Origin of the sequence: Pyxidicoccus sp. MSG2, from assembly GCF_026626705.1 — a bacterium.
Classification (GTDB): domain Bacteria; phylum Myxococcota; class Myxococcia; order Myxococcales; family Myxococcaceae; genus Myxococcus.
On sequence record NZ_JAPNKC010000001.1, the window covers coordinates 3,002,330 to 3,028,329 of the forward strand.

Genomic DNA, 26,000 nt, shown 5'->3' on the forward strand with positions numbered 1-26,000 from the left:
CTGACGACATGGCGACGAGGAAGAGCGAGGACCAGGAACGGCTCATCGACCGCGACCTCACCGCGTTGGCGCGGGAGGGCAAGCTGCCGGCCGCCCATGGCGTGGACGCCGCCGTGACGGAGGTGCTCGGCCTGCTCACCCGCGGGGGCAAGCACCCGCTGCTGGCGGGCGAGCCCGGCGTGGGCAAGAGCGCCCTCGTCCAGGAGGTGGCCCGCCGCATCGCGGAAGGGCGCGTGGACGCCGAGCTGGCCCAGGGACGGCTGGTGGAGGTGTCCGTCGCCAACATCCTCGCGCGCAGCACCCAGCGCCAGGCCGCGGAGAGCTTCGAGGAATTGCTCGCGCACCTGGGCCGTCACTCCTGTCCCATCGTCTACATCCGTGATTTGCCGGCGGCCCTCGGTGGCCCCCTGGCCCCGGTGGCCGTGCGCGCGCTGCGCACCGGCGGCCTCCGCTTCATCTTCGAGACGGAGCCCAAGCGCGTGCAGGAGTTGCTGCGCTCGGACGAGGCGCTCGCGGAGCGGCTCCACCTGCTGCCCCTGCACGAGCCCCCGCTGGAGAAGGCGCGCTGGGTGCTGGGCCGCGTGGCGGAGGAGCTGGAGAAGGAGCTGCGGCTGCCCATCGACCCGGCCGCGTGTGACCTCGCCCTGCGCCTGTCGGCCAAGTTCCTGCTCGCGCAGCGGATGCCGCGCAAGGCGATTGAACTGCTCAAGGAGACGGCGGCGGAGGCCGCGGGCGCGGCCAAGGACCACGTCGGTCCCGAGGACGTGCTCACCCGCTTCTGTTCCGCCACGCGCCTGCCGCGCTTCGTGGTGGACGACGCGATGCCGCTCGATCTGGACGAGACGGAGCGCTTCTTCGGGGAGCGGCTGCTCGGCCAGACGGACGCGGTGGGCGCGGTGCTGCGCTCGGTGGCGCTGCTCAAGGCGGGCCTCAATGACCCGCGCCGCCCGCTGGGCGTGTTCCTGTTCGCGGGCCCCACCGGCGTGGGCAAGACGCAGCTGGCGAAGCTGCTGGCGGAGTACCTCTTCGGCTCGGCGGACAGGCTGGTGCGCCTGAACATGGCGGACTACCCCAACGACGGCGACGAGAGCGTCCCCTTCGGCGCGGCGTGGGCCCCGGCGCTGGAGACGCGGCGGGGCGAGCTGAGCGCGTTGCTCGACGGGAAGGTGTTCACCGTGCTGCTGCTCGACGAGTTCGAGAAGGCGGCGCGCAGCGTGCACGACCGCTTCCTCCAGCTCTTCGACGAGGGCACCTTCGTCAACGGGGCGGGCGAGACGGTGTCGTGCAACAACACGCTCATCGTCGCCACGTCCAACGTGGGCGCGGAGGTGTACCGCGAGTCGGGCATGGGATTCGTGGGCCACAAGCGCGCGGAGGAGATGGTGACGGAGGTGGACCGCCGCATCGGCGAGTCCTTCCGCCCGGAGTTCCTCAACCGCTTCGACGCCATCTGCCACTTCCGGCCGCTGTCCAAGGTGGACATCCGCAAGATTGCCCAGCGCGAGGTGGGCCGCGTGCTGGAGCGCGAGGGCATCCGCGCGCGCTCGCTGGACGTGGAGGTGACGCCGCAGGTGGTGGACCTTCTTGTGGAGCGCGGCTACTCGCCGCAGTTCGGTGCGCGCTACCTGCAACGTGAAATCGAGAAGACGCTCACCGCGGCGCTGGCGGTGGAGATTGCGCGCAAGCCGCTGCCTCCGGGCACGCCGGTGCGGGTGGAGACGCGGCCCGGAAGCCGGGTGGTGGCCGTGGCCGAGCCTCCCGCCGCGCCGCCCTCCCCCACCGCGCAGCTGCTGCTGCCGTCCGCGCGCGGCCCCGGTGAAGCGGCGGTTGGACCGCAAGTCGCTCCTGTTCGAGATGGACCGGCTGGTGGGCAAGACGCGCGCGCTGGCGGTGTCCTCGGGCCGGCCGGAGCTGGAGACCCGGCGCGCGGCGCTGCTGGCGGAGACGCAGGCGCCCAACCTCTGGGACGACCCCACGCGCGCGGCGGAGGTCATCCGCGCCTTCCGCTCGGTGGAGGCGCACCTCAACGAATTGGAGCGGCTGGAGGCCGCGTGCCTCTTCGCGCGCCGGCTGGTGCGCGAGGCGAAGAACGAGGTGCAGCTCGCCTCCGCGGCGAAGCAGGTGGAGGACGTCGCGCGCGAGGTGCAGATGGCCGAGGCGCTGCACGCGTCCGGCGCCACGCAGCAGGACAACGAGGCGCTGGTGGACATCTGCGCCAGCGACGCGGCGGAGGCACAGGACGCGTGGGTGCAGGAGCTGGCCACCATGTACCTGGGCTGGGCGCAGCGGCGCGGCTACGAGGCCGTGGCGGTGGCCGAGGCGGAGGAGCCCGCGCGCGTGGTGGTGCGCATCGCCGGCCCGGGAGCGTATGGCTTCCTCGCGGGTGAGGCGGGCCTGCACCGGCGTCTGGAGGACGAGAAGCGCCAGCGCGCGTACGTGCGCGTGCACCGGGGCGGTGCGCTGTCGGAAGACGACCTGGAGTTGCTGGACGTGCAGGGCCGGCCGGTGAAGAGCCACGAGGGCTCCTACCTGCAGCGCGTGCGCACGGAGGTGACGGTGAAGGACGAGTCCACCGGACGCGTGCTCACCCTCACCGGCGCGGGCGAGCTGGATGAATTGAAGGACATCGCCGCGCGCTGTGTGGCCGGCCAGGGTGGCTCCACGGACGAGGCCCGGCGCTACTACGTGGGCCGGGGCGCCCGCGTGGAGGACCCGCGCACCGGCGCCGGCAGCCCGCGCGTGAAGGACGTGATGCGCGGCGAGCTGGACGTGTTCATCGCCGCGTGGATTTCCCGTCCCCCCGCGGAGCCGCCCGCCACGGGGAGCTGAACCCGAGGCCCTCCAGGTTCCGGGTAGGATGCGGCCCATGCTCCGCATGCTGGGCGCGTCCGTGCCGCTGGTGTTTCTGCTCTTCTGGTCCTCCATCACCCTGGTGGCGGATGGGTTCGCCTTCCACGGCATGTTGAAGGGCCTCCGGGCGACGGCCTGGCCCGAGGCCCCGGGCACCATCACCCACAGCTCCGTCAGCACGTCCCGGGGCAGCAAGAGCACCACGTACAAGCTGGCCGTGCGGTACACCTACTCCGTCGACGGCAGGCCCTACGAGGGCCACCAGCACCGCTTCTCCAGCTGGAGCACCTCCAACCGGGGTGCGGCGGAGGCGCTGGTGGAGCGCTACCCCGTGGGCTCGCCCGTCACGGTGTTCCACGCTCCGGAGGCCACCGACTCCGTGCTGGAGCCCGGCATCAACGGGGGAGACCTCTTCCTGCTGCTGTTCCTCCTGCCCTTCAACCTGGTGATGGTGGGCATGGCGCTCGGCGCGCTCCGGGGCAAACGGCCCGAGGACACGGAGGTGGTGCCCGTGCAGAAGGAAGGCAGGCTGCACGTGGCGCTCAATGCCATTTCACCGAAGCTCGCGGCGGCCTCCGGTGCGGGCGGAGCGGGCTTCGCGTCCATGTTCATCGTGGGCATCCCCACGGACTTCGACCCGCCGCTGCCCGTGGCCCTCGTCACCTGGGGGGCCGTCGTGGCGGCGGGGGTGTACGCGTTTCGGTGGACGCGGGCGCGCGTGGTGTCCGGCCACTACGACCTCATGGTGGACGCACGTGCGCGGCGGCTGTCCCTGCCCGCCATCTCCGGGCGCAACGCGCGGCTGGACGTGGCGTGGGATGAGGTCCAGGCCGTCACGGTGGAGCCCCACCAGCAGAAGACGGGCAAGGGCACCCGGACGACGTACCGCCCCACCCTCGAGCTGCCCGGTAACGACGGGCCCCGCCGGGAGGTCATCAGCGACGTGTCCGACGCGCAGCGGGCGGAGGCCCTGGCGGCCTGGCTGCGCTCCCAGTTGAGGCTCGGCAGGATGCCCCCCACTTCCAACACAGACATCACATGGAGTGGGAGCAAACGAGTTCGCGGGTGACCCCTCCAGGAGAGGCCACCCGCGGCGTGCTTCCGTGTCAGCGGCCACCCGGCCGGTGACCCTTCACGTCAGGGCGTCCTGCCAGCCACCCGGGCCGGAGAGCTCGCACCCAGGGCCTGGCTGAGCTTGCTGGCGCTGTCCGGGAAGGGTCCTCGGGCCACTTCCTGCCCGGCGGGGTTCAGCACCGTCGCGACGACCTGGTCGAAGCCCTTCTTCAGGCCGACGGAGTTGTGAGGCTCACCCTTGGAGTCCGCCACCATGAAGAGCGACGCGTCCATCTCCGCTGGCGCCGCCTGCCCGTGCGCACGGAACTCCTTGCTCATCAGGTCGAGCGACTCCTGGTGGCTCTTCTTGATTTCACCCTTCGCCATGCCCTTGAAGAGGCCGGGCACGTCCCGCAGGTCCACGCGCACCACGACGATGGGCTTCTGCTCGCGCACGCCGTAGATGAACTTGTAGACGCTCTGACGCAGCTCGTCACGAGTGCCACGATTGGCATAGAGCACCAACGTGGGGCGCCCCTGGCCGATGGGAACCTCCCTGCCGAATACGTCCTTGAGCTCGGCAGCGGTGGCGGGGAGAGCCCCAAGCAGTCCCAACAGGCATGCGAGCGCCGCGATCTTCCTCATGTGACGTATCCCTTTCGTGAAGTGCTGCGGAGTCCTGTCGAACAGGGTGAATCGCATCCTGAATCCCATCCTTTTCCCGCCGGTTTACGGCTCCGAGGCAGCCGCCATGCGAGGACTGGCGGGCACGTCTGCTCGATTGCCCGGCGTGTGGGACGTCTGCTATCGCCCCCTCCCTCCGCGCCGCACCCGCGTGGCGCCGGGAGGGGGAACCCCATGTTGGACTCACGCAAGGCTTTGAGAGGGATTGTCACGCTGTGCTTCCTGGCGCTGGCGTTGCCCGCGTCCGCCGCCAACCCCTTCGCGCAGGGGATGGTGACCATCACCCTGGATGACGGCTGGGCCACGCAGTACACGAAGGCGCGTCCGGCGCTCAACGCGCGGAACATGGACGCCACCTACGCGCTCATCACCAATGCCCTCGCGCAGGGCTGGGGCGGCTACATGACCACGACCCAGGTGAGGACGCTCGTCAGCGAGGGCAACGACATCGCCAGCCACACGCTCACGCACCCGGACCTGACGACGCTGACCGCGCCCCAGCTCACCTCCGAGCTGCAGGACTCGCAGGCATGGCTGGTGAGCAACCTGAACCTGCCCGCCGTGCCGCACTTCGCGGTGCCGTATGGCATCTACAACGCCGCCGTGCTCACGGGCATCAAGCAGCACTACGCCAGCAGCCGCACCGTGAGCGCCGGCCGCAACTTCCGCGACACGGTGGTGTACGAGCTGCGCGCCAATGACGTGGCGCGAACGGTGACGGTGGCCACGGTGCGCGGGTGGATTGACCAGGCCATCGCCGAGAAGAGCTGGCTCATCCTCGTGTTCCACGAGTTCGTGGACGGCACGCCCACGCGCGACACGCAGTACAAGACGGCCAACTTCGCGGCCATCCTCGACTACCTCCGGACGCGCGGCGCGCTCACCGTCACGCTGTCCCAGGGCGTGGCGATGATGGAGGGGAAGACGGAGCCGGACCCGACGGTGGGCCTGCCCATCTACGTGGACGCGCTGGAGGGCGGCTTCCAGGACTGGAGCTGGGCGACGCACTCGCTCGACGAGACGGGAGTGGTGCACGCGGGCTCCAGCGCCATCCGCTTCGAGCCGGACGGCTGGTCGGGGCTGATGTTCCACCACTCGGGGGTGGACCTGTCCGGGTACCAGGCCCTCGAGCTGTGGGTGCACGGCGGCACCACGGGCGGACAGTCCGTGCAGTTGGTGCTCCATGACGGCACGCAGACGCTCGGGGCGGTGTCGCTGGACTCGGCGCTGGGGGCGCCCATCGCAGCGGGCACGTGGCAGAAGGTGACGGTGCCGCTGAGCAGCCTGGGAATCTCGTCGGGGACGCTGGTGGACCTGTACTTCCAGGACACATCGGGCGGGGACCAGGGCACGGTGTACCTGGATGACGTCTCGCTAATTCCCTGAGCGGCCGTGAAGCGTAAGCCCCCGGGGGCGCGGCGTCAGAAGCCGCCGACGCAGCCACCCCGGGGGAATGGACAGACGTGGCTCAGGCGCCCGGCGTCAGCTCGCCGTGGAGGTGGGGCTGCCCGTCCTCGGCCCTCACGCGATAGGCCACCGCTCCGTCCTTCTTCGGGGCCGTCTGGAACACCACGCGCGAGGGGAGCAGCAGCGGACGGCGGAACTCCGAGGTGAGGGTGAGGGCGGGTGCCTCCGCGGCCTCGCCCATCTCCGCCACGCAGCGCCCCACGGTCCACATGCCGTGCACGATGGCGCGCGGGAAGCCGAAGAAGCGCGCGGTGAGGGCATACAGGTGGATGGGGTTGTAGTCCCCCGAGGCTTTCGCGTACCGCCGGCCGGTGTCCTCCGGCACCGTCCAGCTCGCGGGGCGGCTGTTCGCGAAGAGCGTGTCCTCTTCCGTGGCGGCTGACGTGTTCGCGGGCTTCGGCTCGCGCGGGCGCGCATCGGCGTTGGGGAGGCGGCGGAGCATGGTGGTGAGGGCGCTCCAGACGGGCGTGCCTTCCACTTCGACGTGGGTGTGCAGGTCCAGCTCGCGCCCCTGCCGCACCTCGCGCTGACCCTCCACCCACGTGTGCACGGAGAGCGCGGTGCCTTCCGCGAGCCGGCGGTGCTGGTGGATGCGATTGCGCACGTGAATCATGCCGAGCAGCCGGTAGGGAAAGTCCGGGTGGTTGAGCAGCGCGATGTGCAGCGGCGCGGCGAGCACCTGGGGAAAGGGCAATGGCAGATATCCGTCGGCGGGGAAGCCGCAGACCTCGCGGTAGCGCGCGAGCTGGACCGGGTCCGGTGAGAAGTGCCGCAGCTTCACCTCCAGCCGGGGAACCTCGCCAGGGCGCGAGGGGCGGCGGGCCACGGCGGCGCGCAGCAGCTCCCGCGCGAGCGGCGGAGGCGAGGTGAGCTCGAGGACACGCGAAGTGGCGGACACGGAGGGCTCCTGTCGGGAATCGGCCGGACGCGCCGCATGGCAGCACGCGTTGCTTCTGACGGGAAGCGGAGTCTCATGCCCGGTGCACGGGAATCCGCGCGGGTTGCGGGCCCTGCCTGAAGTTTCCTGGGGAAAGCAAGTCCCCGGGCCCCGGGGTGGGCCCCTTCTCACGGGCACGGAGCGTGGGGGAACATCCCGGCCGTGTCCTGCTTCGATGAGAAGACCGCACGTTCGCTCGCCGCCGGGATGCTTCCCTCCATGGAGGCCAACCGGTTGCGTCGCCATGCGGAGGGGTGCCGTCAGTGCGCGGCGCTCCTGGCCCGGGTGACGCCTCCGGGTACGGCTTCGCACCGTCGTGTCCCCGCGCCGGAAGACGAAGTGACGGGCAGGAATGTTGCCGCACCGCGAAGCGACGCACAGGACGGTGTCGATGAGGATGGCGTCACCGAGCCCATCGTCCTCGCCCGTCTTTCGAAGGCGTGGACGGAGGCGAGCCAGGGCTCCGCGGAGGCGCGCACGGAGGTCAACGTCGCGCCCGAGCCCGCCACGCTCGTGTCGCCGCCGCCCGCGCCGCGCGTTCCCGCGACGATTGTCTCGCCGCCGCCCGAGCGCCCCGAAGCGCCGACGCTTGTCTCTCCTCCGCCAGTCCCGGGGGCTTCACGGGCAAACCCGGGGCACGCGTCAGTCGGCGCCGCTACGTCCTCGGCTTCGACACCTGGCAACGGTGCTGCTCAGCCTGCGCCCTCGAAGGCAGGCAAGCGGTCCGCGACGCCCGAGCCCGCGGCCTCTCCTCCGTCCGCGACTTCAGAAGCTGGCCCCACGGGCATGCAGCCTGCCTCCGCCGCACGAGCCACCGCGCCGGCCTCTTCCGCTCCCAGCCACGCCGCCGCGCCGGCCTCTTCCGCTCCCAGCCACGCCGCCGCGCCGGCCTCTCCTGCTCCGAGCCACACCGCCGCGCCGGCCTCTCCTGCTCCGAGCTCCGCAACCCCGCCCGCGCAGGTGACGCTGATCGTCCCTCCCCCCGCGCCACCCCAGGGCGCCAGTGTCCGCGTCCCTCCGCCCTCGCAGCATCCGGGCGCCAGCGCACGCCCCGCTGCACCGCAGAACGCCAGCCCACGCGCCGCTCCGCCCGAGCGAGCCAGCCCCGAGGCACCGCTCCCGCCCGAGCCCTTCTCCCCCGCCGACGCCATCCCCACCGTCCCCGGGCGCAAGGCCCATGCGGACCGTGAGCCGTCCTCGCGCGCCTCGGTGGGCCGCTACCACATCCTCGACAAGCTGGGCTCCGGCGGCATGGGCGTCGTCTACAGCGCCTATGACCCGGAATTGCACCGGCGCGTCGCCATCAAGCTGCTGCACCCGGACGCCAACACGGTGGCGCGGGCCGACGGTGCGTCGCGCCTGCTGCGCGAAGCCCAGGCCATGGCCCGCCTCTCGCACCCGAACGTCGTCTCCGTCCACGACGCGGGCACCTTCGCCGGGCGCGTCTTCATCGCCATGGAATTGGTGGACGGCCTGTCGCTGCGCCACTGGCTCCGCGCCGAGCACCGCACCTGGCGCGAGGTGCTGGAGGTCTTCCGTCAAGCCGGCCGGGGACTCGTGGCGGCCCATGCGGCGGGCCTCGTGCACCGAGACTTCAAGCCCGCCAACGTGCTCATCAGCCAGGACGGCCGCGCGCAGGTGACGGACTTCGGGCTGGCGCGCACCACCGCGGACATCGAGGCGGCGGAGGCCGGCCGGCGCACCGCGCCCGCGAAGGTGCCCATCCTCCAGGACGACTTCCTGGAGTCGCCCCTCACCGAGGCCGGCCTCGTCATGGGCACGCCCGCGTACATGCCGCCCGAGCAGCACGAGGACGGGCGCACCGACGCACGCGGAGACCAGTTCAGCTTCTGCGCCTCCCTCTACGAGGCCCTCTACGAACAGCTCCCCTTCGAGGGGAAGCGCTCGACGGAGTACCTCCTCGAGGTGAGTGCCGGCCGCGTGCGCCCGCCGCCCCGGGGCAGCCGCGTCCCCGCCTGGCTGTTCCGCGCCGTCTCACGCGGCCTCTCTCCCGCCCCCGAGGCCCGCTACCCGTCCATGGCCGTGCTGCTGGACGCGCTCGGCCAGGACCCGTCCGCGACGTGGCGCCGCGGTGGCGTCGTGGCCGCCGCGGCGCTGCTGCTCACCGTCGCCGTGGGCGTCACGTGGTCGGTGGGCAACCGCGTCAGGCACCGTGCCTCGGCGCCGAGGCGCGACTGGCCGGCGTCTGGGATGCGCAGCGCAAGGCCGACCTCCAGAAGGCCTTCACCGCCACGGGCCGGCCCCACGCGTCCGCGGCCTTCACCCGCGTGGCGGCGGCGCTCGACGGCTTCGCGCGCGAGTGGACCGGCATGCACCGCGAGGCCTGCGAGGCCACCCGCGTACGCGGCCACCAGTCCGACGAGGTGCTGTCGCTGCGCATGGCCTGCCTGGACCGGCGCCGCTCCGCGCTCGACGCGGTGACGGGCGTGCTCGCACAGACGGACGTGGAGTCGCTCGACTCCGCGCTGGACACGGCGCAGCGACTGCCGCCTGTCTCCGGCTGCGCGGACGTGGAGGCCCTGCAACGCGGCCTGCCCGAGTCCCCCGAGCAGCGCGAGCGCGTGCAGGCCCTGCGCGCCCACGTCGACCGCGCCACCGCGCTGGTGGACGCGGGCCGCTACGCCCAGGCCCGGGAAGAGCTGAAGACGGCGCTGGAGCAGTCGCGCGCGTCCGGAGCCCGGCCGGTGCTCGCGGAGGCGCTGGAGCTGGAGGGCCGTCTCGGACTCGTCACGGGCGACGAAGCGCGTGCCCAGGCCGCGCTGCGCGAGTCCCTCCTCACCGCGCAGGCCCTCCGCCATGACCAGCTCGCCGCCCGCGCCGCCGCGCGCCTCGTCACCACCGTCTCCTCCGAGCCCACGCTCGAGGAGTGGAGCGTGGCGCAGGCCCGCTCCTCCATCGAGCGCGCAGGCGGCGCCCCGGAGCTGGAGGCGCTGCTCCAGACGAGCCTGGGTCGCAACGCCTTCCTCCGGGGCCAGTACGCCCAGGCCGCCGAGGCCTTCGGCCGCTCCGCCACGCTGCGCGAGAAATACTTCGGTGCCGAGCACCTGCTCACCGTGGAGTCGCTGCGCAACGAGGCCGCGGCCCTGTCCCGCACGCCGGACACGGAGCGCGCCGCGGGGCTGCTGCGCCGCGTGCTGGAGACGACGGAGCGGGTGATGGGCCCGGACCATCCGCAGACGGCCATGGCCGCCAACGCCGTGGGCTACCACCTGGTGTCCAGCCGCCGCTTCGAGGAGGGCATGCCCTTCCTGCGCCGGGCCATCACCCTGGAGGAGCAGGCGCTGGGCCCCGACAGCGCCACGCTGAGCTACCCGCTCAACAACCTCGCCGACGCGCTGGAGGCGCTTGGCCGCTACACGGAGTCACGTCCCCTGCGCGAGCGCGCGCTCGCCCTGGACCTGAAGGCCTATGGCCCCGCGCACCCGGAGACGGCCACCGATTTGACGGCGCTCGGGGAGCTGGCCCTGCGCGAGGGCCGACCGCGCGACGCGGTGGACTTCGCCCGGCGCGGCGTGGCCGCCTACGAGGCCTTCCAGAAGGACCACCCGGACGTGGCCGCTCCGCTCACCACACTGGGGCAGGCCCTGCTGGCCGAGGGACAGTCGCGCGAGGCCCACGCCTCGCTGGAGCGCGCGCTCGCCCTTCGCACGAGCAACCCCGGCCCGGGAGAGGACCTCGCGAAGACGCGCTTCGCCCTCGCCAGGGCCCTGGCCTCGAGGGACGCGCCCCGGGCCCGCGCGCTGGCCGCCCAGGCCCTGGACTTCTACGCCTCGGACGCCGCCACCTTCTCCGCGGAGGCCGGCAACGTCCGCGAGTGGCTCCAGCGCCGACGTTCCGGGTCTCCCCGGACCCAAGCCCCCTGACATGCCGCGGCGACGCTTTCCCAAGCACTTCCGGAGGACTTCGCCCCGATAACCAGGGCAGAGGTCCTACGCGGGTGTCGTTCCACCCGACCGGAGTAAAGCCGTGAGAATCGCTGCCCAGCAGGCTCCCGCCAGCCCCACAGCCTCGCGTCCCGCTGCCGCCGTGCTGTCCGCCGCCTCCGCGCGGACGCCGGCCTTCCGGGCCCTGTTCCCGCAGCTCCGGCTGTTGGGTCGCGTGCTGAAGGAGCTGCTGCCCCAGACGCCACGGTGGCCCATGCCATCCACGCCCCGCCCGTCCGGCCCGCGCCAGGGCCGGGGTGAGGCCATCGTCGACCAGTTCGCACCGCCCTCCGGCCGGGGCATCCCCATCCGCATCAGCGCGTGCAAGCCCCAGCCCCACGCGGCGCCGCTTCCCCTACGGCCGTGGCACGGCTCGCCCCTGAAGCCCTGGTGCGGCACCGAGCTGAAGCCCTGGGTGCGCCTGCCGCACATCTTCATGCCGTTCCTCCGGCTCGCCTGCCAGGTGGTGGACTGCGGCGGGACGCGCGGCAAGGGCATCCCCATCCGCATTTCCTAGGCTGCCGCCGGCTCCAGGCTGCCGCCGGCATCCAATGCCGCCGGCCAGGGGGGCGGGCGAACGGGCATCGCCGCCCTCCTGCCTCCTCGCCATGCAACTTTCCACCGCGCGCGACGGCGTGAGTCCTTAGACTCCCGTCAAATGCTTCACGTCATTCCCCTGGGCGGTCTCGGCGAAATCGGCCTCAACTCGATGGTCGTCGCCTGTCGCGGGGAGATGCTGCTCATCGACGCCGGGCTGATGTTCCCCTCGGCGGGGATGCCCGGGGTGGACATCATCATCCCGGACTTCACGCACCTGAAGCAGAACGCCGCCCAGCTCAAGGGCGTGTTGCTCACGCACGGCCACGAGGACCACCTCGGCGCGCTCCCCTACCTGCTCAACGAGGTCCCCGTCCCCGTCTACGGCACGCGCTTCACGCTGGCCATGGCGCGCCACCGGCTCAACGAGATGGGGCTGGAGGCGGACCTGCGCGAAATCGAGCCGCGCGAGCCCTTCCCCGTCGGCACCGCGTTCAAGGTGGAGGCAAGCCGCGTCACGCACACCGTGCCGGACGCGGTGGGCTTCATCATCCGCACCCCCGAGGGCACCCTCATCCACACCGGGGACTTCAAGCTGGACCCGGACCCCATCGACGGGCTGCGCACGGACCTGGAGCGCTGGGGCCAGGCCGGTGAAGAAGGCGTGCTGTGCCTCCTCTCGGACTCCACCAACTCCGAGCTCACCGAGGAGACGGGCAGCGAGCGCGTGGTGGAGCAGACCTTCGAGCGCCTCTTCACCGGCGCCACCGGCCGCATCGTCGTCGCCCTCTTCTCCTCCAACCTGCACCGCGTGCGGCACCTGCTCGCGTTGGCCGAGCGGCTGGGGCGCAAGGTGGCCCTCCAGGGCCGCAGCATGATCCGCAACGTGGAGATGGCGCGCGAGCTGGGCTACCTGGACGTGCCCGACTCGCTCTTCATCCACCTGGACACGGTGTCGCAACTGGCGGCCCACCGCGTGCTCGTCATCACCACCGGCGCGCAGGGCGAGCCCCGCGCGGGACTGTCGCAGCTCGCCTCCGGAGACGGGCCCGTGCGCCTGGACCCGGGAGACCTGGTGGTGCTCAGCTCGCGCCCCATTCCCGGCAACGAGCGCTCCGTGGGTGCCCTCATCGACGACCTCCAGTGGCGCGGCGCGAAGGTCGCCTACGCGCAACTGGAGCCGGGCGTCCACGTCTCCGGCCACGCCAGCCGGCCACAGCAGCGGCGGGTGTTGGACCTGGTGCGCCCGCGCCACTTCGTCCCCGTCCACGGTGAGGGCCGCCACCTGCACCGGCACCTCGCCACCGCGCGCGAGGCGGGGATGGAGCCCGCGCAGTGCCTGCTGGCACAGGACGGAGACGTGGTGACGTTCGACCAGGGCCGGGGCCGCTTCAGCGGCAGCGTGCCGTCGGGCCGCGTCCTCAAGGACCGCTCCAGCAGCGGCATCATCACCCCGGACGCCCTGCAGGAGCGCGTGAGGCTGTCCGAGACGGGCATGGTGGCGGCCGTCGTCGTCCTCCAGCGGGACAACCAGAGACTGGTGGCCGGGCCTCAACTGTCAGGCCAGGGACTGAACCTGGACGAGCAGGTGATCCTGCCCCGGGTGGCCCAGGAGGCCCGCACCCTCTTCGAGGCCCTGTCGCCCCAGCTCCGGGGGGATGACGCCCTGGTGCGAGAGGAACTCACCCGGGCGGTGCGCCGCGCCTTCAAGCTGTACACCTCCCGGCGCCCCCTGGTGGTGCCCATGGTCGTCCGGGTGTAGGTATGGTAAGGGCCCCGGCCGATGCCATCCTTCGACGTCGTCTCGAAAATCGACCTCGCCGAGCTCGACAACGCGGTCAACCAGACCAAGAAGGAGCTCAGCACCCGCTATGACTTCCAGGGCGCCCAGGCGGACGTCGTGGTCGCCCCGGACCATACCGCCATCACCGTGAAGGCCAACAGTGAAGAGCGCGTCCAGGCCGCCAAGGAAGTGCTGCTGGTGAAGCTGGCCAAGCGCAACATCAGCCTGCGCGCGCTGGAGTACGGCGACATCGAGAAGACGGGCCTGCACAACGTGAAGCAGGTCATCAAGCTCCAGCAGGGCATTCCGGTGGAGAAGTCCAAGGAGCTGGTGAAGCTGCTGAAGGATTCGAAGATGAAGGTGCAGGGCTCCATCCAGGCGGACCAGCTCCGCGTCACCGGGAAGAACCGGGACGACCTCCAGGCCGCCATCGCCCTGTTCCGTCAGGAGCAGGACCGGCTGAAGCTGGACATGCAGTTCACCAACTTCCGCGATTAGAGAAGACGCCCCATGCGCGCCGCTGCTGTCCTGTCCCTCTTCATGCTCTGCGCTCCGGCCGTGGCTTCCGCCCAGGAGGAGCGCGCCTCGAAGCCGGTGCCCTCGCTGGCGAAGGCTCCAGGCTTCCAGGGTGGCTTCAAGAGCCTCGCCTCGCCGCTGGTGCTCAAGCCCGCTCCCGCGGCGGGGGCCAGCGCGTCCTTCACCGCGAAGGTGGGCTACCGCAAGGACACCCTCTACGTGGGCGTGGAAGCCACGGACGACCAGCTCGGCGCGTCCGACCTGCTCACCGTGTCCCTCTTCTTCCCGGGCGCCGGCCCCACCGCCACCGGCCACACGTGGCGCTTCGCCTTCGATGGCAAGCGCGCGTCGGGCGCGGAGAGCGGCACGCCGGCCTTTGCCCAGGAGAAGGTGAACGCGGCCGTGCAGCGCCGGGGCAACACGCTGGAGCTGATGGCCGCCATCCCCGTGCGCGCCTTCCCCCGCTTCCCCGCGAAGGACCCGCTGGTGATGGACCTGTGCCTCACCTACGAGGACCAGGACGGCACGGGCGGCAAGACGACGTCCGTCTCCAACTGCCAGAGCGGCACCATGGTGGGCGACGCGCTCCGGCTGCCGGACGACGTGCGCAAGGCGCTCAAGCTGAAGCCGCCGGAGACCGTCATCGCGCTGGAGCCGGCGAAGGACGGCTGGCTGGGCTGGGACGCGTTCAGCTACCCGGCCTGGGCGCAGGCGGACGGGCCCCTGACTCCCGCCTCGCTGCACGCACTGGTGGTGCCGCAGGCGCTGGACGCGACGAAGATGGGCGTGAATGTCCCGGAGACACTCAGCCTGCCGGACGGGCGCCCGATTGTCTCGGTGCTCACGGGGAAGAATCCCTATGCCGTCGACGGTCGGTGTGACTCCGAAAGTGAATTGCGGGTGGGGCTGTACCTGGTGACGGGGAAGACGGCGCTTCGGGTGCTCGAGTGGCCGGCCGCCACCTGCGCGCTGGGCCGGGCCGCTTCGATGGAGCTGGATGAAGAGGGAGCGCTGGCCATCGGTTACTCGAACGGCGCGACCATGAACTTCGCCTGGAGTGGGAACCACTTCGAGCGAACCGAACTCGGAAAGCGGTAGACGCAGTGGAAGACACCAAGAGCCTGTACATGATGACCCTCGGCTGCCCGAAGAACCGGGTGGACTCCGAGGTGATGCTGGGCACGTTGCAGCACCACGGCTACAAGCTGGTGCAGGAGGCCTCCGAAGCCCAGGTCATCGTCGTCAACACGTGCGCCTTCATCGGCCCGGCGAAGCAGGAGTCGGTGGACTCCATCCTGGAGATGGCGGAGCTGAAGAAGTCCGGCGTCTGCAAGACGCTGGTGGTGACGGGCTGTCTGTCCCAGCGCTACGGCCAGGAGCTGTCGAAGGAGATGCCGGAGGTCGACCACTTCCTGGGCACCAGCGCCTACGCGCAGATTGGCGACCTGCTCGCCGCCGAGGCGTCGCCGCGTCAGGTGATTCCGGACCCCGACTACATCCACGACGCCAACACGCCGCGCGTCAACTCGATGCCGAAGTACACGGCATACCTCAAGGTGTCCGAGGGCTGCGACAACGCCTGCGCCTTCTGCATCATCCCCACGCTGCGCGGCGGGCAGCGCTCGCGCCCCATCGACGACATCCTCATCGAGGCGAAGCGGCTGGCGGAGAGCGGCGTGCAGGAGCTGAACCTCGTCGCGCAGGACCTCACCGCGTACGGGCATGACTTGCCGGGCAAGCCGAAGCTGCACGACCTGCTCAAGGCGCTGGTGCAGGTGGACGTGAAGTGGATCCGCCTCCACTACGCCTACCCGCGCGTGTTCCCGGACGAGCTCATCGACGTCATGGCGTCGGAGCCGAAGATTGCCCGCTACCTGGACATGCCGGTGCAGCACGTCAGCGACAAGCTGCTGCTGTCCATGAAGCGCGGCCGCAACTCGGAGTTCCTCAAGGGCCTGCTGGCGAAGCTGCGCGAGCGCGTGCCCGGGCTGGTGATGCGCACCTCGCTCATCGTCGGCCTGCCGGGGGAGACGGAAGAAGACTTCGAGATGCTGAAGGAGTTCGTGAAGACGCAGCGCTTCGAGCGGCTGGGCGTCTTCCAGTACTCCGACGAGGAGGGCACCGCCGCGTTCGATTTGCCGGACAAGGTGCCGCAGAAGACGATTGAGCGCCGGTGGCGCGAGGTGATGGCCATCCAGAAGCGCATCAACCGCGAGCAGAACAAGAAGCTCGTGGGGAAGCGGCTGGAGGTGCTGGTGGAAGGCCCCGCGCCGGAGACGGAGCACCTGCTGGTGGGCCGCCACCAGGGCCAGGCGCCGGACATCGACGGGCTCGTGTACATCAACGACGGCCTGGCGTACCCGGGGGAGCTCGTCACCGTGGAGGTGACGGAGGCCCACGACTACGACCTGGTCGCCCGCGTGGTGGAGCGCCCGGACCCGAAGCAGCGCACGCACACCGCCCGCGACGCGCACCCCGCGCCCGTGCAGATGACGCCGAAGCCGCGCCCGTCGACGCGCGCGGAGTAGTCCGTCACCCGGGCCGTGGCGGGTGCGCCACGGCCCGCCCGGCGCGACGCGCTCACTTCGTGGGCGCGTCCTCCAGGAGGATGCGACGGCCGGGGCTGACTTCCTGCAGCCGCTCGCGCAGCTTCTCCCGCTCCTTCTGCATCCCCTTCGGCAGCGCGGCCAGCTTCTCGTGCAGCTCGCGCGCCGTCTCGTCGTACCAGTCCTGGCGCGCGGTGCCGCCCGACGCGAGGTAGCGCGCGGCGCCCGCCAGGAGCACGCAGGCATTCTCCCAGCCCGGGTCCTGTCCGGGGCCGCCCTCGTTGCGGGTGAAGAGGACGGCCTGCCCCAGCGTCGTCCCCGGCGCGAGGTACACGTTGACGAGGGAGAACGCCGCGGTGCCCGAGGGCTCGCGCATGCTGAGCCAGAGGAACCAGTAGCGCCCCTCGGGCGCGGGGGACTCCACCGCGTAGATTTCGGTGATGGGTGCCAGGACGCCGCCGGGCAGCCGGCCCACGAGGCCGACCTCTTCGGGCACCACCAGCACCAGCGAGTCCACCGGCAGCTTCACGTCGTCACACGGCAGCGTGGGCGGCGTCTCGCGCAAGAAGCGCCGGGCGAGATCCGCCGTCACCTCATAGCGCTGCCGGCCGCGCTGTTCGTGGGCGACGAGATGCCAGTGGCGGAGGACGGTCTGGAAGGTGGACTGGCGCAGGCGCTCGCGCGCCTCGGGGGCCTCGACCTTGTGCCGCTCGCTGATGTCGTCCAGGGCGAAGCGCATCGCGTCCGCCATCTCCGGGTCCTTCATCAAATCGACGTAGCGCGTGTAGCCGACGCGCGCGGCCACGCGCTCGACGACGGCCAGCAGCGCGTAGCGGACGGCGCCCGCGCCCTCCTCCTTCGTCAGATTGCCGCGCTCCACGTCCTTCACGAGCGCGCGCTGCATCCGCGCGAAGCCCTCCTTCTCCAGGTATTGGCGGGCCAGCTCGATGGAATGGCGCTGCTCGGTGTACTGACGGTCGAACTCGGTCGGGGGCGGTCGCATGAAGGAGGGAAACCCGTGGGACGTGGAGGCCGGAGCAGAACGCAGGCCCCGTCGACTGTCCAGGCAACCGGCGTGGGACTGTCGCGGCCCCCCGTCAGTCCGCCAGCCCTCCGCCCCACCCGCCGCCGTCCGCTACTTCGGGTCCTCGGGCTCCAGCTCGCGCTCCTCGGGGGGCGGCTCGCGCGAGGGCGACGTGCGGGAGGGCAGCCCCACGCCCTCGCCCAGGGGGGTGGGCTGGCACTCGCAGACGGTGCGGCGAGAGGCGGCCTCGGTGACGAAGGCGCAGGCCGTGGGGCACTCGGGCTGGCGGCCTTCCTCGAACAGGGCCAGCTTGAAACCGGTGGCCGTGGCCAGCGCCGCATGGCAGGCGGGCAGCGCCTGCGCCAGAGAGGTCCACGGCAGCCGGTGCTGCGTCGTCAGCCCCCGGCTGGTCGAGGGGAAGCTCAGCCCCACGCCACAGCCCGTCTCCAGCCGCTGGCCATCCGCGCCCACGGGCTCCAGGTGCAGCCGCCCGCCCTCGGGCAGGTCGCGGTAGACGGCTCCGCTGACGGACACGCTGCCGTCCGGCTCGCGGCGCACGTAGAGGCCGTAGCAGGCCTCTTCGCTGAGGGTGCCGCCCGGGCTGGCGCAGTGCTGACGCTCGGAGGGAGCCGGGGGGGAAGCCGATGCGGCCAGCGCGGCTGCGGAAGGAGCCGAGCCCGGCGCGGAAGCCGACGCGGCGGGTGCGCTCGCGGATGGAGCCGAGCCCGGCGCTGAAGCCGACGCGGCCGGCGCGGCTGCGGAAGGAGCCGAGCCCGGCGCTGAAGCCGACGCGGCGGGTGCGCTCGCGGATGGAGCCAGGCTCGGGACAGGGCCCGACGCGGGAGGAGGCTCAGCCGAAGCCGAAGGTGCCACCAGCGGCCCCACGCGCGGCCGGCGCAGCACCAGCGCCCCACCCTTCGCGTCGAGCGTCGCGGTGAAGCGGCCCCAAACGTCCGGTCCCAGCCGCCCCAGGCTGCTCGGCGAGTCCCACCGCCCCGCCGCCTCCACGACCAGTGGTCGCGCCCCCACGCCCTCCGACACCTCCACCGCGTCCACCGCGAAGGTGCGCGCCGGCAGGTTGGCCGCCGTCTCCAGCGGCTGCAGCCCCTGCGCCTCCGCCGGGCCCACCGCCAACCGGGAGAACGGCTCGCGCGAACCCAGGACGAATGGCCCCGTCAGGTCTGCCTCTCCCTGCCTCACGCGCGCGGCCAGCAGGGGCCAGTCCCCCAGCGGCTCGCGGCTGAGTTCCACCACATGCACCTCGCGAGAGGCCTCGGAAGCGGCGGCCTCCGCGGCATATGCCTCCCGGGGGCGGGACGCGGCGAAGACAACTTCGCGGCGCAGCGGGTCCACGGTGAGCGCATAGGGCTCCAGGACGTCCGCCCCCAGCGTCACCGCGCAGGCGCGCTCGCCGGACAGGCCCGCGGTGCGCATCGGCGATACCACGGGCCCCACGGAGAAGGCGGGCAGCCGCACCACCGACCAGGAGCGGAAGCCGCCCGCGGGCTCCGGCGCGCGCACCGTGCCCTCGGGCGCGGGAAGCGGCCCCTCGAAACAGCCCTTCGAGACGAGCGAGAGGGGCCGGGCCACGTCCAGCACCACCGGCACGGAGCGCGTGCCCAACCGCCCCGCCACGGTGAGCCGCAGCGCGGGCGAGGCCAGCAGCGGCAGGGTGTGCCCCGCGAAGCCCTGGGAAGGCGCGGGGCTGGAGGCCGTGGCGCCGCGATGGCACCCGGCCAGCATCACCACACCCGCGAGGAGGAACGCGCCGCGCACGTCCCGCAGGTTACTGCTTCTTGCCCTTGGTGAAGTCGTCCACGCGGGTGTCGTCCGGCACGTCCAGCTTGAAGCTGTCCGCGTCGATGCCCACGTTCGTCTTCAGGCCCAGGAAGGAGATGGTGTTCTCGCTGCCGTCCGGGTCCACCACGGTGCTCTTGAGCACCTGCGCCGTGGCCGGATCCACCTCCAGGCGCACCTGGCGGAAGCGGGGCTCGGTCTTCAGCGGGTCCAGCACCAGCAGCGTGCCCTTGCAGTCCTTGCACGCGCCCTTGGTGATGGCGAACTCGTCCGCCAGCTTCCCCTGGCCGAAAAGGAACGTCACCGACGCGGAGAGCTGGCTCGTGTCCACGCCGCCCACCGTGAGGCTCTGCGCGGCCGGGTCGTACGCATATATCTTGTTGCCGGCCAGCACGAAGGTGCGCGCGGTGGGCTTCTGGTACTCCCAGCGCATCAGGCCCGGCTTCTTGTAGGTGACGGTGCCCTCGGACGTCTGCGTGCGCCGGAAGGTCTTGTACTTGTAGTCCTGCCGGAAGCCGGAGCGGAAGTCGCCCGTCTTCTCGTAGAAGGCCTGCATCCGGTCCACCAGCGACTTCACCTCCGGCGTCATCGCCGGTGCCGGCTTCGCGGGCGCCGCCTGCGCGGGCTTGCCCTGCGGCGCGGCGGCGGGCTTGCCGGCCTCTGCGGGCTTGCCAGCCTCGGCGGGCTTCGCCGGAGCGGCGGCAGCCGGCGTCTCCGTGGCCTTCGTCCCCTGGGGCGCCTTGCCCGCCTCACCCGCGGGCTTCGGGGCGGCGGCGGGCGCGGTCGTGGCCTGGGCCACCACCACGGACTTCACCGCGCTGGCGGTGGAAGCGGCCGGCGTGGTGGAGGCCGGCGCGACGGCGGACAGGAGCGTGGCGAGCAGGGTTTCCAGGAACATGGCGTGCGTCTCCAGGCGGGCCGTGTAGGCCAGCGGCGTCCATCTACCCCATACCGACGGGGAAGAGGGGCACGGCATTCATGGCTGCGTCTTGAAGATGCGCTTCCTCTGTTTGATGGACAGCACGTAGAAGCGCTCGCGCAGGGCCTGGGCCTCCTCGGGGGGCAAATCCCCCGAACCCCCCAGGTGCTCGTCCCGCCAGGCGACCGCCCGGCTGATGCAGGCCGAGGCGGCGGCGGAGATGTTGAGGCTCTGACTGAAGCCCCGCATGGGCACCCAGAAGGTGCCGTCCACGGCGTTCAGCACCTCCTCGCTCACCCCGCGCCGCTCGTTGCCGAAGACGAGCGCCGTCTTCGCCTCGAAGCGCATGGAGTAGAGGCTGGTGGCCCCCTCGCGGATGGCGGAGGCGTAGAGGAGGAAGCCGCGCGACTTCAGGTGCTCGCGGCACTCGGCGAAGCTCTTGTAGAGCTTCACGTCCAGCCACTTGTCACACCCCTGGGCCACCTTCGAGTTGGGAACGAAGGGGGCCTCGGGGTTGATGACGACGTGCACCTCCTGGACGCCGAAGGACTCGCAGGTGCGCAGCACCGCGGCCATGTTGAAGCTGTCCTCCAGCCGGTCCAGGACGACGGTGAAGTTGCGCGTGCGCTGGCTGATGACCCGGTCGATCTTCTCCTTGCGCGCATCGAGCAGGAACTGCTCCGGCTCGTACTGCTCCTTCTCGAAGCGCTCGTAACCAGCACCGCCGCCGGACATCGCCTCAGGACCTCCTGCCGCCGGGCTTGCGCGCCGGTGCCTTCTTCGCGGTCCGGGTCGGCTTCGCGGCCGGCCGCTGCTTCGCCACCGCCGCGCGCTTCGCGGGAGCCTTGCGCGTGGCCACCTTCTTCGCCGCGGCCTTGCGCGCCGGAGCCGCCTTCTTCGCGGCCGGGGCCTTCTTCACGGCCGAGCGAGCGGTGCCCGCGGCCTTGCGCGCCGGTGCCTTCTTCGCGACGGCCTTGCGCGCCGCCACCTTCTTCACCGGAGCAGCGGCCTTGCGCGCCGGGGCCTTCTTCGCCGGAGCCGCGGCCTTGCGCGCCGGGGCCTTCTTCGCGGCCTCACGCGCCGGAGCGGCCTTCGCCACGGACGCGCCCTTGCGCGCCGGAGCCGCCCGGACGGGCTTCTCCACGTGCAGCTTCGTCGTGCGGCCGGTGAAGAGCACCTCCGCCACCGAGTCCAGCAGCGCCTGCATGCCCTCGCCGGTGACGCAGGACACGGGGTAGACGCGGATGCCGCGCTCGCGCAGGGCCTCGGTGAAGGCGCCCAGCTTCTCCTGCGCGTCGGGCAGGTCCAGCTTGTTGGCCGCCACCACCTGCGGCTTGGACGCCAGCTCCTCGCTGTACTTCGCCAGCTCCGTGTTGAGCACGTCGAAGTCGTGCAGCGGCTCGCGGCCCTCGCCCTGCGCACCCATGTCGATGAGGTGGATGAGCACCTTGCAGCGCTCCACGTGCCGCAGGAACTGGTGCCCCAGGCCCACGCCCTCGCTGGCGCCCTCGATGATGCCGGGGATGTCCGCCATCACGAAGGACAGGCCGTCCTTGTACTGGACCATGCCCAGGTTGGGGACCAGCGTGGTGAAGGGGTAGTCCGCGATCTTCGGACGCGCCCGGCTCACGCGGGAGATGAAGGTGCTCTTGCCCGCGTTGGGGAAGCCCAGGAGTCCCACGTCCGCCAGCAGCTTCAGCTCCAGCCGCAGCGTCTTCTCCTCGCCCTTCGTCCCGTCCTGCGCGAAGCGCGGCGTCTGCCGCGTGGACGTGGCGAAGTTCATGTTGCCCAGGCCGCCCCGGCCACCCTGCGCCGCCACCCAGCGCTGCCCGGGCTCGCCCAGGTCCACCAGCAGCTCCTCCGTCCCCGCGTCCTTCACCAGCGTGCCCACCGGCACCCGGAGAATCATGTCCTCGGCGCCACGACCGTTGCAGTCGTTGCCCATGCCGTGCTCGCCGGACTTCGCGAAGTGGTGCTGCTGGTAGCGGTAGTCGAGCAGCGTGGTGAGCTGCGGATCCGCCACGAAGATGACGGAGCCACCATTGCCACCGTCTCCCCCGTTGGGGCCGCCACGCTCGATGTACTTCTCCCGCCGGAAGGAGACGGAGCCGTTACCGCCATCGCCCCCCTTCACGAAGATGCGGACCTCATCGACGAACTTCATAAAGACTCCTGGAAAAACGCAGAGCGGGCCGCCCTCGCGTCCCGCCGCCGGAATGGGCGCGTGGACTGGAGAAGCGACCCGCTCGTGGGTGCCACACGGCTACCGGCCGGAAGGGCCGGCGAACCGTCAGGCGCTCGGCTGGGCAGCGGCCGGGTAGACCGAGACCTTCTTCTTGTCGCGGCCCAGGCGCTCGTACTTCACCACGCCGTCGACCACCGAGTAGAGGGTGAAGTCGCGGCCGAGCTTCACGTTGGAGCCGGCGTGGATGACCGTGCCCACCTGGCGAACCAGGATGCTGCCGGCCGACACCGTCTCACCGCCGTACACCTTCACACCACGATACTGCGGGTTGGAATCACGCCCGTTGCGCGAAGAACCCTGTCCCTTTTTATGGGCCATGACACCTGCTCCTGAAGTTTGAGGGGAATCCGTCCGGACTAGCCGGCGATGGAGGTGACCTTCACCTCGGTGTACGGCTGACGATGGCCACGGCGGCGCGTCCAGCCCTCCTTCTCCTTGCGGAAATGGAGGACGCGGCGGTGCTTGTCCTGAGCCAGGACCTTGCCCACCACGCGAGCGCCAGAGACGGTCGGCTTGCCCACCTTGGGGCTGTCCGTACCACCCAGCATGAGGATGTCCGTGAAGGTCACCTCGGCGCCGATGTCTCCCGCGATCTTCTCGATCCGGAGCACATCGCCCTCGGCGACGCGGTACTGCTTCCCGCCCGTGCGAATGACTGCGTACATCGTCTAACCCCTGTCAGCTTTCGGGTTGGGTCAACCCTTGGAATCGACCGCGCATTTCGGACGGGTACACCATCCAATCGCGCCAAAGGCGGCGGGATTTACGGGAGATGCCCTGGGGAGTCAAGGCAGATGAAGGATCATCCCGCACACCCTCCAGAGGTTTACTCGCCCCTCAAACCAATGTTAACTGGAAAGCGGGCCTACGGTGCCTAGCATGGGTGCCGTTCTACCAACCTCTATTCGAGGGGGAATCCACAATGAAGAAGCTCATGATCGGCCTCGTGGCCGTTTCGTCTCTCGTGTTCGGCACCGGCTGTGGCGGCAACTACTGCGATGACGCGGCGGACGCCTATTCGGGCCTGGCCGACAAGGCCGACGATTGTCCCGAGATCAAGTCCGTGCTGAGCGGGCTCGAGTTCTCCGACTCCGACATCGAGGAGTGCAAGAACGACCTCGAGAACTGCTCGGACGGCGACAAGGACAAGCTGAACGACTCCATCGACTGCATCAACGACATGCCGGACTGCGAGTCGGGCAAGGAGGATGCCTGGATCGCCGACCTGCAGGACTGCGCCGAGAAGACCGAGGGCGTGAGCTGCGAGTAGTCGTCGCCGCCGTCTGCTGATTCGACGGTGCCTCGGGGCCCGGCTCCCTCTCAAGGGGACCGGGCCCTGTCATTTCTGGGCGTCACGGCGGCGGCCCGCGCCGCCAGGGCACGGCGGACCACGCGGTAGCGCTGGAGCAGCCCCGGTTCGAGGGGGTCCAGCGCCAGTCCGCGCTCGTAGTGCTCCAGCGCCCGGGCGAGCTGGCCGTCGCGCTCCAGGCCGCCCCCCGAGAGGAAGTGGACGCGCGCGGGGCCCGCGGCCTGGGGATGGCGGGCAAGGAACTCGCGCCGCAGCGGCTCCAATTGCTCCGCCGTGAGCCCGGCCTCCAGGCACCGCGCCACGCCCGGGTGGTTGCCCCTCTCCGCGTCGTACAGGGCCCGCTGCACGGGAGCACCGAGCGCGTCGCCGGCCTCGCGGACGCGGACCCGCACCGCGTCGAGCTGAGCCCGCTGCGAGGGGGACAGGGGCCGCTGGCGCAGGGACTCCATGGCGGACCAGGCCTCGCGCGTCCGGGCACGCACCGTCTCCATGTCCGCGTCCGGCGGCAGCCCCAGCACGGCGTAGTGGTCCCCGGCCGAGCGCTGGCGCCACGCCTCCAGCACCCGGGCCGCCTCGGCGTCATCCCCCCGGGGCCCGGGCGTCGAGCGGCGCACGGGCTCGCCCTTGAGGAGCTGATCCACCGCGATCTTGAGGGCGGCGGTGGCCTCCACGAACTGGACGCCGAAGCCGGTGGGCATGCCCCAGACGCGGGCCTGCTCGGGAGGCACCTGACGCACGACCTCGCACAGCACCGACTGGGGCCCGGACTCCAGCTCCAGCACCACCGACAGCCGGGCGCACAGGGGCGGCAGCGAGCCCTCACTGCGCAGGAACAGGCCGCCCCGGGACAGGTCCGAGCCCGTCAGCCGCACGGGTGCCTCGCCCTGGCGCAGCACCACCTGCACCGGGAGCTCCACCGTGCGAGGCCGCGAAGGCGTCGCGGCCTGGGCGGGAGGTGCGGCTGAGGCAGGCGCGTCCGGCCCCTTCTGATCGCCCCCGCCAGGACCGGGCGCGGAGGGAGAGGACGGCGTCCGCCCCTGCCCGGGCGTCTCCGAGCCCGGCGCCGCTGGAGGCGACTGCACCCGCCCCTGTCCCGGCGGCTCCGAGCCCGACGTCCCTGGAGACGACGGCGCCCGCCCCTGTCCCGGCGGCTCCGACCCAGGCACGGCCGGAGAGGACCGCGCCCTCGGCGTTTCCGCACCCGGCACGGCCGGAGAGGACCGCGCCCTCGGCGTTTCCGCACCCGGCACGGCTGGAGACGACGGCGCCCGCCCCTGTCCCGGCGGCTCCGAAGCCGGTGCGACCGGAGAGGACTGCGCCTGCTCTCGCGACGCCCCGCCGGAAGGCGTCGGAGCCCGCGCGGGCGGTGTCGCGCCGAGCGCCCCCGCCTCCGCGGCCCGGGCATCCTCCGCGATGGCGCCTTGCAGCGCGGAGCGAAGGGCGGAGGCGGACGGGTAGCGGTCCTCGGGTGCCTTGGCGAGGGCGCGTAGGATGACGCGCTCCACGGCCGGCGAAACGCCCGGGTGCACCGAGCGCGGAGGCGGCGGCAGCCGCGTCTGGTGGGCCACGAGCTGAGCGGTAATCCCCTCGTCGGTGAAGGGCAGCCGCCCGGTGACGAGCTGGTAGGCGATGACACCCACCGCGTACAGGTCCGCGCGCCCGTCCAGGCGGCGGCCCACGGACTGCTCCGGGGCCATGTACTCCGGCGTGCCGACGATGATGCCCGCATGCGTCTGCGGCATGTGCGCGTCGAGCAGCTTGGCGATGCCGAAGTCCAGCACCTTCACGAAGGGCGAGCCCCGCCCGCGCCGCACGAGGAAGACGTTGTCCGGCTTGAGGTCGCGGTGGACGATGCCTCGCGCGTGCGCGGCCTGGAGCGCGTCACACACCTGGCTCAGCACGGCCACCACCGCCGCGGCCGGCAGCGGCGTGCCCACCCACGCGGACAGCGGCGCCCCGTCCAGGTACTCCATGATGAGGTACGGGCGCGGCAGCGCGGCGTTCAGGTCGAAGATGCTGACGATGTTCTCGTGGCCGATGAGATTCACGGCCCGCGCCTCCGCGTGGAAGCGCTGCACCAATTCCGGGTACATGGCCAGGTGGTCGTGCAGCACCTTCACCGCCACCTTGCTGCCAATCGACACGTGCTCGCCCAGGTACACCGACCCCATGCCGCCCCGGCCCAGGCGGCGCACCAGGTGGAAGCTGCCGAAGCGCTGCCCCACCAGCGGGTCCACCTCCTCGCCCGTCGGGGCACACCGGTTCCGGGGCGTTCCCCCGCCCTCCGCGTCCGCACGCACGAGCGTCGAGCAAGGGGCCTCCGCCCGATGCCATCGGCCGCACGCCGCGCACTCCCCACCGCTGCTCACCTCGGCCATACCGCTCCCCC

At 71.6% G+C, this 26,000-nt stretch carries 20 protein-coding genes and 1 pseudogene; 11 read left to right on the top strand and 10 right to left on the bottom strand.

Translation table 11 applies throughout. The annotated features are described in order from the left end of the window. Window positions 1-8 precede the first annotated feature (8 nt). Window positions 9-2,829, top strand: a pseudogene (locus tag OV427_RS50565) (AAA family ATPase). A 37-nt stretch (window positions 2,830-2,866) separates the two neighbouring features. Continuing rightward, window positions 2,867-3,919 carry a DUF3592 domain-containing protein gene (locus tag OV427_RS11170; RefSeq protein ID WP_267856066.1) on the top strand — a complete coding sequence of 351 codons (1,053 nt, stop codon included), beginning with the start codon at window positions 2,867-2,869 and terminating at the stop codon, window positions 3,917-3,919. 68 nt (window positions 3,920-3,987) lie between these two features. On the opposite strand, the gene OV427_RS11175 is transcribed toward OV427_RS11170, so the two are convergent. Then, window positions 3,988-4,548 carry a hypothetical protein gene (locus OV427_RS11175; protein ID WP_267856067.1) on the bottom strand — a complete coding sequence of 187 codons (561 nt, stop codon included), beginning with the start codon at window positions 4,546-4,548 and terminating at the stop codon, window positions 3,988-3,990. Window positions 4,549-4,761: 213 nt separating this feature from the next. Between OV427_RS11175 and OV427_RS11180 the strand changes: the two genes are divergently transcribed. After that, window positions 4,762-5,973 carry a polysaccharide deacetylase family protein gene (locus OV427_RS11180; protein WP_267856068.1) on the top strand — a complete coding sequence of 404 codons (1,212 nt, stop codon included), beginning with the start codon at window positions 4,762-4,764 and terminating at the stop codon, window positions 5,971-5,973. Between the two features lie 82 nt (window positions 5,974-6,055). Here the strand turns inward: OV427_RS11180 and OV427_RS11185 are convergent, their stop codons facing one another. After that, window positions 6,056-6,952, bottom strand: a complete 897-nt coding sequence (locus OV427_RS11185; RefSeq protein ID WP_267856069.1) for a MaoC/PaaZ C-terminal domain-containing protein — start codon at window positions 6,950-6,952, stop codon at window positions 6,056-6,058. A gap of 825 nt (window positions 6,953-7,777) precedes the next feature. Between OV427_RS11185 and OV427_RS11190 the strand changes: the two genes are divergently transcribed. The 7 genes from OV427_RS11190 (at window position 7,778) to rimO (ending at window position 16,299) form a co-directional block, all read left to right on the top strand. Next, window positions 7,778-9,433 carry a protein kinase domain-containing protein gene (locus tag OV427_RS11190; RefSeq protein WP_267856070.1) on the top strand — a complete coding sequence of 552 codons (1,656 nt, stop codon included), beginning with the start codon at window positions 7,778-7,780 and terminating at the stop codon, window positions 9,431-9,433. Beyond that, window positions 9,391-10,875: a tetratricopeptide repeat protein gene (locus OV427_RS11195; RefSeq protein WP_267863410.1), complete on the top strand. Its 1,485-nt coding sequence runs from the start codon at window positions 9,391-9,393 to the stop codon at window positions 10,873-10,875. Before OV427_RS11190 ends, OV427_RS11195 begins: the two co-directional genes overlap by 43 nt. Window positions 10,876-10,978: 103 nt before the next feature. Then, window positions 10,979-11,452: a hypothetical protein gene (locus tag OV427_RS11200; RefSeq protein ID WP_267856071.1), complete on the top strand. Its 474-nt coding sequence runs from the start codon at window positions 10,979-10,981 to the stop codon at window positions 11,450-11,452. A gap of 141 nt (window positions 11,453-11,593) precedes the next feature. Next, entirely contained in the window at window positions 11,594-13,234 is a 1,641-nt protein-coding gene (locus tag OV427_RS11205) for a ribonuclease J (protein ID WP_267856072.1), read from the top strand. Window positions 13,235-13,255: 21 nt separating this feature from the next. Further along, window positions 13,256-13,753, top strand: a complete 498-nt coding sequence (locus OV427_RS11210) for a YajQ family cyclic di-GMP-binding protein (protein WP_163996073.1) — start codon at window positions 13,256-13,258, stop codon at window positions 13,751-13,753. 12 nt (window positions 13,754-13,765) lie between these two features. Beyond that, window positions 13,766-14,869: a hypothetical protein gene (locus tag OV427_RS11215; protein WP_267856073.1), complete on the top strand. Its 1,104-nt coding sequence runs from the start codon at window positions 13,766-13,768 to the stop codon at window positions 14,867-14,869. Between the two features lie 32 nt (window positions 14,870-14,901). Further along, complete coding sequence (gene rimO, locus OV427_RS11220; protein ID WP_420718354.1) at window positions 14,902-16,299, top strand: 30S ribosomal protein S12 methylthiotransferase RimO; 1,398 nt, start codon at window positions 14,902-14,904, stop codon at window positions 16,297-16,299. Between the two features lie 52 nt (window positions 16,300-16,351). Here rimO and OV427_RS11225 read toward each other — a convergent pair whose 3' ends face one another. The 7 genes from OV427_RS11225 to rplU form a co-directional block, all read right to left on the bottom strand. Continuing rightward, entirely contained in the window at window positions 16,352-17,320 is a 969-nt protein-coding gene (locus OV427_RS11225; RefSeq protein ID WP_267856075.1) for a hypothetical protein, read from the bottom strand. Window positions 17,321-17,452: 132 nt separating this feature from the next. After that, window positions 17,453-19,117 (bottom strand): hypothetical protein, encoded by a 1,665-nt coding sequence (locus tag OV427_RS11230; protein ID WP_267856076.1) that lies wholly within the window; start codon window positions 19,115-19,117, stop codon window positions 17,453-17,455. Window positions 19,118-19,127: 10 nt separating this feature from the next. Continuing rightward, window positions 19,128-20,036 (bottom strand): LolA family protein, encoded by a 909-nt coding sequence (locus tag OV427_RS11235; RefSeq protein ID WP_267856077.1) that lies wholly within the window; start codon window positions 20,034-20,036, stop codon window positions 19,128-19,130. A gap of 78 nt (window positions 20,037-20,114) precedes the next feature. Then, the gene (locus tag OV427_RS11240; RefSeq protein ID WP_163996078.1) at window positions 20,115-20,792 is read right to left on the bottom strand and encodes a TrmH family RNA methyltransferase; all 678 of its coding nucleotides are present in this window, start codon (window positions 20,790-20,792) and stop codon (window positions 20,115-20,117) included. 4 nt (window positions 20,793-20,796) lie between these two features. Continuing rightward, on the bottom strand, window positions 20,797-22,221 hold the full coding sequence (obgE, locus tag OV427_RS11245; RefSeq protein ID WP_267856078.1) for a GTPase ObgE: 1,425 nt from the start codon (window positions 22,219-22,221) through the stop codon (window positions 20,797-20,799). Window positions 22,222-22,347: 126 nt separating this feature from the next. Continuing rightward, entirely contained in the window at window positions 22,348-22,620 is a 273-nt protein-coding gene (rpmA, locus tag OV427_RS11250; protein ID WP_163996080.1) for a 50S ribosomal protein L27, read from the bottom strand. A 38-nt stretch (window positions 22,621-22,658) separates the two neighbouring features. Then, window positions 22,659-22,967: a 50S ribosomal protein L21 gene (gene rplU, locus OV427_RS11255; protein WP_163996081.1), complete on the bottom strand. Its 309-nt coding sequence runs from the start codon at window positions 22,965-22,967 to the stop codon at window positions 22,659-22,661. Window positions 22,968-23,224: 257 nt separating this feature from the next. Between rplU and OV427_RS11260 the strand changes: the two genes are divergently transcribed. Next, entirely contained in the window at window positions 23,225-23,572 is a 348-nt protein-coding gene (locus tag OV427_RS11260) for a hypothetical protein (RefSeq protein WP_267856079.1), read from the top strand. A 50-nt stretch (window positions 23,573-23,622) separates the two neighbouring features. On the opposite strand, the gene OV427_RS11265 is transcribed toward OV427_RS11260, so the two are convergent. Further along, the gene (locus OV427_RS11265; RefSeq protein WP_267856080.1) at window positions 23,623-25,989 is read right to left on the bottom strand and encodes a protein kinase domain-containing protein; all 2,367 of its coding nucleotides are present in this window, start codon (window positions 25,987-25,989) and stop codon (window positions 23,623-23,625) included. Window positions 25,990-26,000: the final 11 nt, after the last annotated feature.

Coding starts and splice junctions, on each gene's coding strand:
- OV427_RS11265 (WP_267856080.1), bottom strand. CDS start 25,989: ATGGCCGAGGTGAGCAGCGGTGGGGAGTGCGCGGCGTGCGGCCGATGG.
- OV427_RS11235 (WP_267856077.1), bottom strand. CDS start 20,036: ATGTTCCTGGAAACCCTGCTCGCCACGCTCCTGTCCGCCGTCGCGCCG.
- OV427_RS11215 (WP_267856073.1), top strand. CDS start 13,766: ATGCGCGCCGCTGCTGTCCTGTCCCTCTTCATGCTCTGCGCTCCGGCC.
- OV427_RS11225 (WP_267856075.1), bottom strand. CDS start 17,320: ATGCGACCGCCCCCGACCGAGTTCGACCGTCAGTACACCGAGCAGCGC.
- OV427_RS11175 (WP_267856067.1), bottom strand. CDS start 4,548: ATGAGGAAGATCGCGGCGCTCGCATGCCTGTTGGGACTGCTTGGGGCT.
- OV427_RS11180 (WP_267856068.1), top strand. CDS start 4,762: ATGTTGGACTCACGCAAGGCTTTGAGAGGGATTGTCACGCTGTGCTTC.
- OV427_RS11210 (WP_163996073.1), top strand. CDS start 13,256: ATGCCATCCTTCGACGTCGTCTCGAAAATCGACCTCGCCGAGCTCGAC.
- rimO (WP_420718354.1), top strand. CDS start 14,902: ATGACCCTCGGCTGCCCGAAGAACCGGGTGGACTCCGAGGTGATGCTG.
- OV427_RS11260 (WP_267856079.1), top strand. CDS start 23,225: ATGAAGAAGCTCATGATCGGCCTCGTGGCCGTTTCGTCTCTCGTGTTC.
- OV427_RS11205 (WP_267856072.1), top strand. CDS start 11,594: ATGCTTCACGTCATTCCCCTGGGCGGTCTCGGCGAAATCGGCCTCAAC.
- OV427_RS11195 (WP_267863410.1), top strand. CDS start 9,391: ATGGCCTGCCTGGACCGGCGCCGCTCCGCGCTCGACGCGGTGACGGGC.
- OV427_RS11240 (WP_163996078.1), bottom strand. CDS start 20,792: ATGTCCGGCGGCGGTGCTGGTTACGAGCGCTTCGAGAAGGAGCAGTAC.
- OV427_RS11170 (WP_267856066.1), top strand. CDS start 2,867: ATGCTCCGCATGCTGGGCGCGTCCGTGCCGCTGGTGTTTCTGCTCTTC.
- rpmA (WP_163996080.1), bottom strand. CDS start 22,620: ATGGCCCATAAAAAGGGACAGGGTTCTTCGCGCAACGGGCGTGATTCC.
- obgE (WP_267856078.1), bottom strand. CDS start 22,221: ATGAAGTTCGTCGATGAGGTCCGCATCTTCGTGAAGGGGGGCGATGGC.
- OV427_RS11190 (WP_267856070.1), top strand. CDS start 7,778: ATGCAGCCTGCCTCCGCCGCACGAGCCACCGCGCCGGCCTCTTCCGCT.
- rplU (WP_163996081.1), bottom strand. CDS start 22,967: ATGTACGCAGTCATTCGCACGGGCGGGAAGCAGTACCGCGTCGCCGAG.